Genomic DNA, 9,426 nt, shown 5'->3' on the forward strand with positions numbered 1-9,426 from the left:
GACGAAAGGAATGGAAAAATAGAGCGATGCCGCCGCCGGATGGGCTTGCGCCGGCGCGTAGCCGAGCGAGGCCAGGAACAGGACGTTGAGGAAGGCGCTCGCCGCCAGCGCGGCGACGGCGTAGCCGAACAGGATGACGGCGAAGCGCACGATATAGGCGACGAGACGGGTCATGGGGGGTCGCGTCCCGTGAGATGCCCGGACTTGTGTCCAGCCAGAAGCCAGTAGACCCAGCCGGCGGCAACACCGGCTGCGGCCAGAAAACCGAGGAAGCCCGGGTTGAAAACGAAGCCTCCGGCCGAGCCGGGGACAAAAACACCGAAGGCGATCGACGTGACCGCACCCGTGACGGCGAAGTAGAACCATCCCCGCAGCGCCAGCCGTTCGGCGAGGAAGATCGCGGGACCGACGATCAGCAGCGCGCAGATCGCCACGGTCAGCACGGCGAGCGGGAAGGAGGCCAGCCAGTCGAATGTGAAAATGATCGACCAGTTGCCGTCCTCGATCCCGGCCAGAAGAACGATCAGCAGCACAGGCACCAGGATAGAGGTCAGCACGGCGGCGACGTAGCCGACTGCTATCATGGCGAGGCGCGTGAGGCCGGCGACGAGACGGCTCACACCTCGCCGTGCCCCGCGATCATCATGGCCTCCAGCGCCAGCCGGTCGACCTTGCGCATGCGCTCCGATTCCGACTTGAGCTGACCGCAGGCGGCCAGGATGTCGCGGCCGCGCGGCGTGCGGATCGGCGAGGCATAGCCGGCATTGTTTATGTAGTCGGCGAATTTCTCGATCGTTTCCCAGTCCGAGCACTGGTAGTTGGTGCCCGGCCACGGGTTGAAGGGGATCAGGTTGATCTTGGCCGGAATGCCCTTGAGCAGCTTGATCAGGCCCTTGGCGTCCTCGATGGAATCGTTGACGTCCTTCAGCATCACATATTCGAAGGTGATGCGCTTGGCGTTCGACAGGCCGGGATAGGCGCGGCAGGCGGCGATCAGCTCCTTCAGCGGATACTTCTTGTTGATCGGCACCAGCAAGTCGCGCAGATCGTCATTGGTGGCATGCAGCGAGATCGCCAGCATGACGCCGATCTCCTCGCCGGTGCGGAAAATCTCGGGCACGACGCCGGAGGTCGACAGCGTGATGCGGCGCTTCGACAGGGACAGGCCGTCGCCGTCGGAGGCGATCAGCAGCGCCTTCTTCACCGCCTCGAAATTGTAGAGCGGCTCGCCCATGCCCATCATGACGATGTTGGAGACTTTGCGGCCTTCGGCCGGCACGATGGCGCCGTCGGGCGTGTCGCGGTCGGGGAAGTCGCCGAGCCGGTCGCGCGCGGTAAGCAACTGCGCCAGGATTTCTTCCGCCGTCAGGTTGCGCACCAGCTTCTGCGTGCCGGTGTGGCAGAACGAGCAGGTCAAGGTACAGCCGACCTGCGAGGAGATGCAGAGCGTGCCTCGGCCTTCCTCGGGGATATAGACGGTTTCGATCTCGACCGGCCGGCCGGCGCCGCGCGGCGGGAAGCGGAACAGCCACTTTCTGGTGCCGTCGGCGGAAATCTGCTCCTCGACGATTTCTGGCCGGGCAACGGTGAAGTGCCTGTCGAGCTCGGCGCGCAGGTCCTTGGAGATGTTGAACATGCCGGCAAAGTCTGAAACGCCGCGCACATACATCCAGTGCCAGAGCTGCTGGGCGCGCATTTTTGCCTGACGCTCCGGCACGATGCCTGAAGCGACGAGAGCCTCGCCGAGTTCGGCTCGTGTCAGGCCAATCAGCGAGGGCTTTTCTGTCTGCACGGGGCGAGCGCGCAAGGCGTCGCGGGCGCCTTCGGCGGTAAGGTCGAGTGAAAGGGTCATGGTTCCACTGATATAAGCGGTTTACGGCCGATTTCATCCATCGGGCCGATGTCAAGCGCGGCGCATAGCACAGCTTGGCGGCAGAGTCATGCTGCGGGCGATCGGGCAGCCTGTCCCGCCGCCGGGTGGCGGTGGACAAGCCGCGCCTGGCTGGTGCTGTTTGCCGGCGCGCGATCGATCACATATTCGTGTCGGCGTAACGGCTGGCGAGCCATCGGCGAACCCTGAAACGGGGCAACTGTGCCCCCGCACAATGGGAGTATGCAGAATGAAATCGATCAAATTCGCCGTCATTGCCGGCGTCGCCGCTCTTTGCGCCTCGCAGGCGCTTGCCGAGGATACGATGGGCACCATGACCATGATGAAAGGTGGCCAGGTGACGGCGATCATGCCGGACGGGCACATGGGCACCATGATGCCGGACGCGAAGATGAGCGCCGACATGATGAAAATGGCCAAGCCCATCAAGCACTGCATGATGATGATGACCGACGCCAAGGGTAAGGCCTACATGATCGATACGTCGACCAAGAAGGCCCAGGCCGAATGTGAAAAGATGGCCATGTGACGATCTCGCGAGCGCTTGCCCGCCGGCTTGGAGGCCGGCGGGACGGGGCAGGTTTCACTTCGATTGAACGCGGCTTATGCGCTTTCCGGATCATGCCCGCGAGCGGACGCCCAACATCGCGGCCTTTTGGTCCCCGGTCCGATCATCAGACTATTGCTTGATTGGCATCGTGCCTGTGTTACGGCTGGGGTTTCCCCACGAGGACAGACATGGCCGGCCAATCGCGAAGACATCCCATGCTGCGGCGTTCGCGCGCCATGTGGGCATCGCGGCGTGTCTGGCAGCCGCGCCTGGTGTTCTGGGCGGGTGCGATCTCGATCGGCCTGATCAGCGTGTTGTTTGCCGTGCTGGCCGACAAGGCACAGGCGCTGTTCCATGTGGTGATCGGCAATGATGGCGGCTGGCGTTCGTATCTGCCGCTGGCGATCACGCCGCTCGGCTTTGTCCTGTGCGCATGGCTGGCGCACGCCTTCTTTCCGGGCTCGCAAGGCAGCGGCATTCCGCAGGCGATCGCCGCCCGGCATCTGCGCGACGATGACGACCGCAGCCATATCCTGTCGCTGCGGCTGGTGGTGGGCAAGATAGCCCTCACGCTTGTCGGCCTGTTCTGCGGCGCTTCCATCGGCCGCGAGGGGCCGACCGTGCAGGTCGGCGCGTCGCTGATGCTGCAGGCGGCACGCTGGGGCGGCATGGCGCAGGCGCGCGGCCTGATCCTGGCCGGATCGGCCGCCGGCATCGCCGCCGCGTTCAACACGCCGCTCGCCGGCATCGTCTTCGCCATCGAGGAGATGGGCCGCACCTATGAGGCGCGCACCAACGGGCTGGTGCTGACGGCGGTCATCCTGGCCGGCCTCGCCTCGCTTGGCGTGCTCGGCAACTACACCTATTTCGGTGTGTCCAAGGACACGATCTCGTTTGCCGCCGACTGGCCGCTGGTGATCGCCTGCGGCGTCATCGGCGGCGGCTTTGGCGCCCTGTTCTCGTTGCTGGCGCTGAAGGCGACGCGGCGCATCCGGCGCTGGAACGCGCTGCAGCCGCTGTGGCGCGCGCTGCTGGTGGCGGCCGTCTGCGGGCTGGCCGTGGCGGTGATCGGCATCGTCTCGGGCGGGCTGACCTTCGGCACCGGCTACGTGCAGGCGCGCAGCGCCGTCGAAGGCACGCCGCTGCCCTGGTTCTTCTTTGCCGAGAAATTCGCAGCCGGCCTGCTATCGATGATTTCAGGAATTCCTGGCGGTATCTTCGCGCCCTCGCTGGCGGTCGGCGCCGGCATCGGCAGTTCGCTCGGCCTGGTGTTCGGCAGCAGCGCCGGCGTCGCGGCGCTGCTCGGCATGGCCGGCTATTTCGCCGGGGTCGTGCAGGCGCCGATGACGGCCTTCGTCATCATCCTCGAAATGACCGGCAATCACGACAATGTCATCGGCCTGATGCTGGCCTCGATGCTGGGCTACGGCACGGCGCGCCTGATTTCGCACGAGCCGCTCTATCACGCGCTGTCGCGGGTCTTCAGCGCCGAGGCAATCCGGCGGCGGCGGGCGGAAGCCGCACCGGAATCAGGCCTGGGCTGAAAGGCAAAAAGCCGGGCGTTGCGGCCCGGCCTTGGTTCAAAAACGAAGATAGCCTATTTGCACTTGGCGATCGAGGACAGCGCCGCCGAAATACCCTTCAGCGAGAAGACATAGTTCGTGGGATTGCCGCGGCCCGATTTCGCCGACACCTTCATGTCGGTGCCGGTCTTCATCGCCGCGATCAGCACCGGCTCCTCGGCGGCGTTCTCGACCCAGGCCGATTTTCCGCGCGTGAACATCGAGAAGGTCTTCTTGTCGATGGTGACGGTGGCCTTGGAGCCTTCCTGGAAATTGTAGCCGGCGATGAACTGCGGCTCATAGGATACCTGCTGGCCGGGCCGCTGGCTGACGAAGAAGAACATGTCGCCATGGTCGAGCGTCGGCGGCTGCTTGTCGGTCGGCACGGTCAGCACGTAGCAGACCTTGCCGCCCGACGCCTGGTAACTGTAGGTGCCCCAGGCATTGTGCTGGCCGATCTTGGTCGCCTGCTGCGCCAGCGCCGGCGCTGCCGAGGCGGCCAGGACCAGGCTCGAAACTAGTGCAATCAATCCGCGCATCGTTTTTCCCGTATTCCAAATGGTGCGGAGGCGGGCCGCATGGCGTCCTGCCGTCGGTTCATTTTGATTTAATCTGGGTTACCAAACGGTGAAGTTCCCAAGAGAAAAGGACCCTCACCCCAGGAAACCGCCGCCATTTCCGCGCCGCCGCCTTGTCACCGGCCGGCACGGCGTCCCTTTGGTGACTTGGAGGCCACGAAAACGGCAAGAGTTTGACTTTTGACGCGCCGCTGAACGCCCGATCCAGAAGCCGGGCCGACGCGGCGGGACTTTAGCCCTTGTCGGCGATGGCGTCCTTGGCGGCCTGCCGGTGCGCGGGCGTGATATGGGCGCTGACGGCGGTGATCGCGGCGGTCAGCACGGCGATGTCGTCGGTGAAGCCGAGACCGAAGATGAAGTCGGGGATGAGGTCGACCGGCAGGACGAAATAGCCGAGCGCGGCCACCAATATGCCCTTGGCTCGAAGCGGCGTGTTCTTGTCCATGGCGCAGTAATAGGCGGCGACGACGTCTTCCATGAACGGAATCTGCCGCGCGGCCTTCTTGGCCGTGCGCCAGAACTTTTCGCGCACTTCGCCCTCGCCGCCCAGCCTGTCGCCAAAGCCGAAGAAGTCAAAACCGGGTTGTTGCGCCATTAATCTCTCCTTGCGGGTCCCATGCGCGGACTGGCGCATGCTCGCGGATCAAAATGTGGTGAAAGCCGGACCCGGCTGCAAGATGCCGGTGCCGATTTGGCGGGTCCGCGCCCGGCCCAGAGCATGGACAGCCGGTGTTCAGCCGCCGAAATAGCGGTTCATCTTCTTGGCCAGCTCGATATCGAGCGCCGTCACGCCGCCGGCGTCATGCGTGTTCAAGGTCACGTCGACCGTCTTGTAGACATTCGACCAGTCGGGATGATGGTCCATCTTCTCGGCGGCGAGCGCGACGCGGGTCATGAAGGCGAAGGCCTCGGAGAAATTATTGAAGGTAAAGGTGCGGCCGATCGAGGCGCCGTCCTGTGCCAGCGCCCAGCCGTCAAGTCCAGTCAGCGCTGCTTCGGCGGCTTCCCTGCCCAGTTTCTCTCTCGTCATGTCCGCTTCCCGTGCTATTGCGCATGCGCTGAAGTCGCCACCATAGCGCCGGATCCATGATCGCGAAGCCCATAAATTCCATTCTTTTCGTCTGCCTCGGCAACATCTGCCGGTCGCCTCTGGCCGAGGGCGTCCTTCGCGCCGTGCTGGCAGAGCGCGGGTACGGCGGGGGGATCGTGCTCGATTCGGCCGCCACCAGCGGCTGGGAGGTCGGCTCCGCCCCGGATCCGCGCTCGATCGCGGTCGCGACGAGCCACGGCATCGACCTTTCAGGGCAGCGGGCGCGCAGGATCACACCGGCGGATTTTCACCGCTTCGACCTGATCCTCGGCATGGACCGGTCCAACGTCGCCGACCTGAAGGCGCTGGCGCCGGCGGCGGTGCGCGACCGCGTCCACCTGTTTCTGGAATTCGCCGAGGGAGAGCCGCGCGATGTGCCGGATCCCTATTATGAGGACCAGGAAGCGTTTGCTTCGGTCTACCGCATGATCCGCGAGGCGTCCGAGGCGCTGGCGACACGGCTGGCGGCGCGGGTATCGACGCCTGACAGCGGCCAGGCTTCCTCGACGATATAGGGGCCGCCGCCGACCGAATCGCGCGACGACATCAGCACGAAGCGGCCGATGCGGAAGGGCAGCGTCGAGAAATTGCCGCGCGCCGACAGATATTGGGCGACGTCGAGCGGGCTCGAATTGCGCAGCCTCGCCAGGGTGATGTGCGGCGTGAACTTGCGCGGATCGGCGGCCAAGCCGAGCCGCTGGCAGATGCGGTCGATCTCGCCCTGCAGGGCGCTCAGATCCGGTGATGGGGCGACGCCGGCCCACACGGCGTGCGGCTTCTTCTGGCCGAAAGCGCCGACACCCGACAGCATCAGCGAGAAGGACGGGCGGTGCACCCGGTCCAGCGCGTTGGCGATCTCGTCGGCGACATGACCCTCGACATCGCCGATGAAGCGCAGCGTCAGATGGTAGTTTTCAACGTCGATCCAGCGGGCCCCGGGGAGGCCGCCCCGGAGCAGGGACAGCGAAAGGGCAGCGTCACGCGGAATTTCGAGGGCGGTGAAAAGACGCGGCATGAAGAGCCTCCCTTCCTCGAATCGAACTGTCACCTGTAGCGAATCATCGATAGCCTGATCGAGCAAGAGGTTTATTGGTCACAGTCATTGCTAAAAACTTCCCTAACGGAAAGCGATTCCTGGCGGCCTCACGACCCTCCCGGGGCCGCGGCGATGGCCTTCTCGACCGTCGGCAGGATGCGCTCGACCATCAGGTCGACCCCCCCCGCGTTCGGATGCAGGCCATCCTCGAGCTGCAGGGTGGGCTGCCCCGCGACGCCGTCGAGGAAGAACGGGTAGAGCGGCACAGCGTATTTGCCGGCCAGGTTCGGAAAGATGGCGTCGAAGGCGTTCTGGTAGTCGGCGCCGAGATTGGGCGCGGCGCGCATGCCGGCCAGGAGCACGGCGATCTTGCGCTCCTTGAGCTTGCCCAGCATGGCGTCAAGGTTCTTCCGGGTGATGTCGGGCGAAACGCCGCGCAGCATGTCGTTGGCACCGAGTTCGAGGATCACCAGTTGCGTGCCGTCGGGCACCGACCAGTCGAGCCGCGCCAGGCCGCCGCTGGAGGTGTCGCCGGAGACGCCGGCATCGGCGACGGTGACGTCATGGCCCCTGGCGCGAAGGGCGGCCTGCAATTTGTCTGTAAAACCCTGGCCCGGGCCAAGACCGAACCCCGCCATCAGGCTGTCACCGAAGCCGACGATCTTGAATGGCTCGGCGCGCGCCGACGAAATGGCGCCGCAAATGGCGAGGAAAACGATCAGGCCTGCGGCAAAGCGGCGTTTGAAAGACATGCGGCAAGCCCCATATGACAGAGAATTCTTCCGGCGATGGCTTGCGACAGGCAGAGCCTCCCTCCCCATATAGGACGCTTTCATTTTGACAGAAGCCGTCATCGCGCTGAAAGATGTATCCCTGACACTCGGCGAAGGCGCTTCGTCCGTCGATGTGCTGAAGGGCGTCAGCCTCGAGGTGGCGCGCGGCGAGGCGACTGGTATCGTCGGCCCGTCGGGGTCCGGCAAGTCCACATTGCTGATGGTGCTGGCAGGGCTGGAGCGGGTCGATTCGGGTACGGTACGAATCGCGGGCGAGCTGCTCAACGGCAAGACCGAGGATCAAATCGCTTCGTTTCGTGGCCGAAACATTGGCATCGTGTTTCAGTCCTTCCACCTTATCCCCAACATGACGGCGCTCGAAAATGTCGCGGTGCCGCTGGAATTGGCCGGCCACGCGGATCCGTTTTCGGTGGCGGAGCGGGAACTGGCGGCCGTGGGCCTCAGCGACCGCGTCACCCACTACCCCGGCGAGCTCTCCGGTGGCGAGCAGCAGCGCGTGGCGATCGCGCGGGCGCTGGCGCCATCACCGCGCATCCTGATCGCCGACGAGCCGACCGGCAATCTCGACCAGGCGACGGGGCGGCAGGTCGCCGACCTGCTGTTTGCCAAGGCGGCCGAGCGCGGCATGACGCTGGTGTTGGTCACCCATGATCCGGCGCTCGCGGCGCGCTGTTCGCGCCAGGTGTCGATGCGCTCCGGCAGGATCGAAGCGCTGGCGCCGATCAAGGTCATTGCCTGATGCCGCTGGCGCGGACATTGAAGCTCGCCATCCGTTTCTCGCTGCGCGAGATGCGCGGCGGCCTGTCCGGGTTTCTCATCTTCCTCGCCTGCATAGCACTCGGCGTCGCGGCCATCGGCGGCGTCAATTCGGTGGCCCGCTCCATCACCGCCGGTGTCGCCGATCAGGGCCAGACGCTGCTTGGCGGCGACCTTCGCTTCCAGATCAACCAGCGCGACGCCAGCCAGGCCGAACTTGGCTTTCTCGACGGGCTGGGCGTCGTTTCGCACACCGCCGGCATGCGCTCGATGGCGCGGCTGGCCGACGGATCCGACCAGGCGCTGGTCGAGGCCAAGGCGGTCGACGATGCCTATCCGCTCTATGGCGCGCTGGAAACCGAACCGGCGCTGACGAAGCAGGAACTGTTCGGCGGGCAGTTCGGCGTTTTCGGCGCCGCGGCACCCGACCTTCTGTTCGAACGGCTGCATCTCAAGATCGGCGACCGGCTGAAGCTCGGCACCGCCATCTTCGAACTGCGCGCCAGGCTGGTGACCGAGCCCGACGCGGTCTCCGACGGCTTCGGCTTCGCGCCAAGGCTGATGATCTCGACAGAGGGCCTGACCGCCACGGGGCTGATCCAGCCGGGCAGCCTGGTCGAGAATGCCTACAAGGTCCGGCTGCCCGCCGATGCCGACGAGGCGCGGCTCAAGGCCATCCAGGACCAGGCGGCCAGGGATTTTCCGGAGGCCGGCTGGTCGATCCGCACGCGCGGCAATGCCGCCCCGGCGTTGTCTTCCAACATCGAACGCTTCTCGCAGTTCCTGACGCTGGTCGGGCTCACCGCGCTGGTGGTCGGCGGCGTCGGCGTCGCCAACGCGGTGCGTGCCTATCTCGACGGCAAGCGCGGCGTCATCGCCACTTTCAAGAGCCTGGGGGCATCCGGCGGCTTCGTCTTTGCCGTCTACCTCGTGCAGATCCTGATCATCGCCCTGATCGGCATCGGCGCCGGCCTGGTGCTGGGCGCGCTGATGCCCTTTGCCGCAAGTGCGGCCCTGCAGTCCGTCATTCCGGTGCCGGCGCGAGGCGGCTTCTATCCCGGCGCGCTCGCCATGGCGGCCCTGTTCGGCCTGCTGGTGACGCTCGCTTTCGCGCTGCTGCCGCTCGGCCGCGCCCGTGATGTGCCGGCGACCGCGCTGTTCCGGCACTG

Annotated in this window: 12 protein-coding genes; 5 read left to right on the forward strand and 7 right to left on the reverse strand. The window is 65.5% G+C overall.

From position 1 onward, the window contains the following. Positions 1–170: 170 nt before the first annotated feature. Together EOA36_RS17500 and rlmN are read right to left on the reverse strand one after the other, a co-directional pair. On the reverse strand, positions 171–620 hold the full coding sequence (locus EOA36_RS17500) for a hypothetical protein (RefSeq protein ID WP_127278697.1): 450 nt from the start codon (positions 618–620) through the stop codon (positions 171–173). After that, positions 617–1,852, reverse strand: coding sequence for a 23S rRNA (adenine(2503)-C(2))-methyltransferase RlmN (gene rlmN, locus EOA36_RS17505; RefSeq protein ID WP_127278698.1), 1,236 nt, complete (start codon positions 1,850–1,852; stop codon positions 617–619). The genes EOA36_RS17500 and rlmN overlap by 4 nt, the downstream gene beginning before the upstream one ends. 268 nt (positions 1,853–2,120) lie before the next feature. On the opposite strand from rlmN, the gene EOA36_RS17510 reads away from it, so the two are divergent. Then, a complete protein-coding gene (locus tag EOA36_RS17510) occupies positions 2,121–2,420 on the forward strand; it encodes a hypothetical protein (RefSeq protein WP_127278699.1) in 300 nt (99 codons plus the stop codon). 209 nt (positions 2,421–2,629) lie between these two features. Further along, complete coding sequence (locus EOA36_RS17515) at positions 2,630–3,985, forward strand: chloride channel protein (RefSeq protein WP_127278700.1); 1,356 nt, start codon at positions 2,630–2,632, stop codon at positions 3,983–3,985. A gap of 53 nt (positions 3,986–4,038) precedes the next feature. Here EOA36_RS17515 and EOA36_RS17520 read toward each other — a convergent pair whose 3' ends face one another. From EOA36_RS17520 to EOA36_RS17530, 3 genes are all read right to left on the reverse strand, one after another. After that, positions 4,039–4,542 (reverse strand): invasion associated locus B family protein, encoded by a 504-nt coding sequence (locus tag EOA36_RS17520; RefSeq protein ID WP_127278701.1) that lies wholly within the window; start codon positions 4,540–4,542, stop codon positions 4,039–4,041. Between the two features lie 271 nt (positions 4,543–4,813). Then, on the reverse strand, positions 4,814–5,176 hold the full coding sequence (locus EOA36_RS17525) for a YkvA family protein (RefSeq protein ID WP_127278702.1): 363 nt from the start codon (positions 5,174–5,176) through the stop codon (positions 4,814–4,816). 138 nt (positions 5,177–5,314) lie between these two features. Then, positions 5,315–5,611 carry a 4a-hydroxytetrahydrobiopterin dehydratase gene (locus tag EOA36_RS17530; RefSeq protein ID WP_127278703.1) on the reverse strand — a complete coding sequence of 99 codons (297 nt, stop codon included), beginning with the start codon at positions 5,609–5,611 and terminating at the stop codon, positions 5,315–5,317. Between the two features lie 56 nt (positions 5,612–5,667). Between EOA36_RS17530 and EOA36_RS17535 the strand changes: the two genes are divergently transcribed. After that, a complete protein-coding gene (locus EOA36_RS17535; RefSeq protein WP_127278704.1) occupies positions 5,668–6,186 on the forward strand; it encodes a low molecular weight protein-tyrosine-phosphatase in 519 nt (172 codons plus the stop codon). On the opposite strand, the gene thpR is transcribed toward EOA36_RS17535, so the two are convergent. Further along, positions 6,090–6,686, reverse strand: a complete 597-nt coding sequence (thpR, locus tag EOA36_RS17540) for an RNA 2',3'-cyclic phosphodiesterase (protein WP_127278705.1) — start codon at positions 6,684–6,686, stop codon at positions 6,090–6,092. The two genes, EOA36_RS17535 and thpR, sit on opposite strands and share 97 nt — an antisense overlap. Before the next feature lie 128 nt (positions 6,687–6,814). Next, the gene (locus EOA36_RS17545; protein WP_127278706.1) at positions 6,815–7,459 is read right to left on the reverse strand and encodes an arylesterase; all 645 of its coding nucleotides are present in this window, start codon (positions 7,457–7,459) and stop codon (positions 6,815–6,817) included. A gap of 85 nt (positions 7,460–7,544) precedes the next feature. On the opposite strand from EOA36_RS17545, the gene EOA36_RS17550 reads away from it, so the two are divergent. Beyond that, on the forward strand, positions 7,545–8,240 hold the full coding sequence (locus EOA36_RS17550; RefSeq protein WP_127278707.1) for an ABC transporter ATP-binding protein: 696 nt from the start codon (positions 7,545–7,547) through the stop codon (positions 8,238–8,240). Then, the coding region (locus tag EOA36_RS17555) for an FtsX-like permease family protein (protein ID WP_127278708.1) at positions 8,240–9,426 on the forward strand (1,187 nt) is incomplete at its 3' end. The genes EOA36_RS17550 and EOA36_RS17555, both read left to right, overlap by 1 nt.

Origin of the sequence: Mesorhizobium sp. M8A.F.Ca.ET.021.01.1.1, assembly GCF_003998025.1 — a bacterium.
GTDB lineage: Bacteria > Pseudomonadota > Alphaproteobacteria > Rhizobiales > Rhizobiaceae > Mesorhizobium.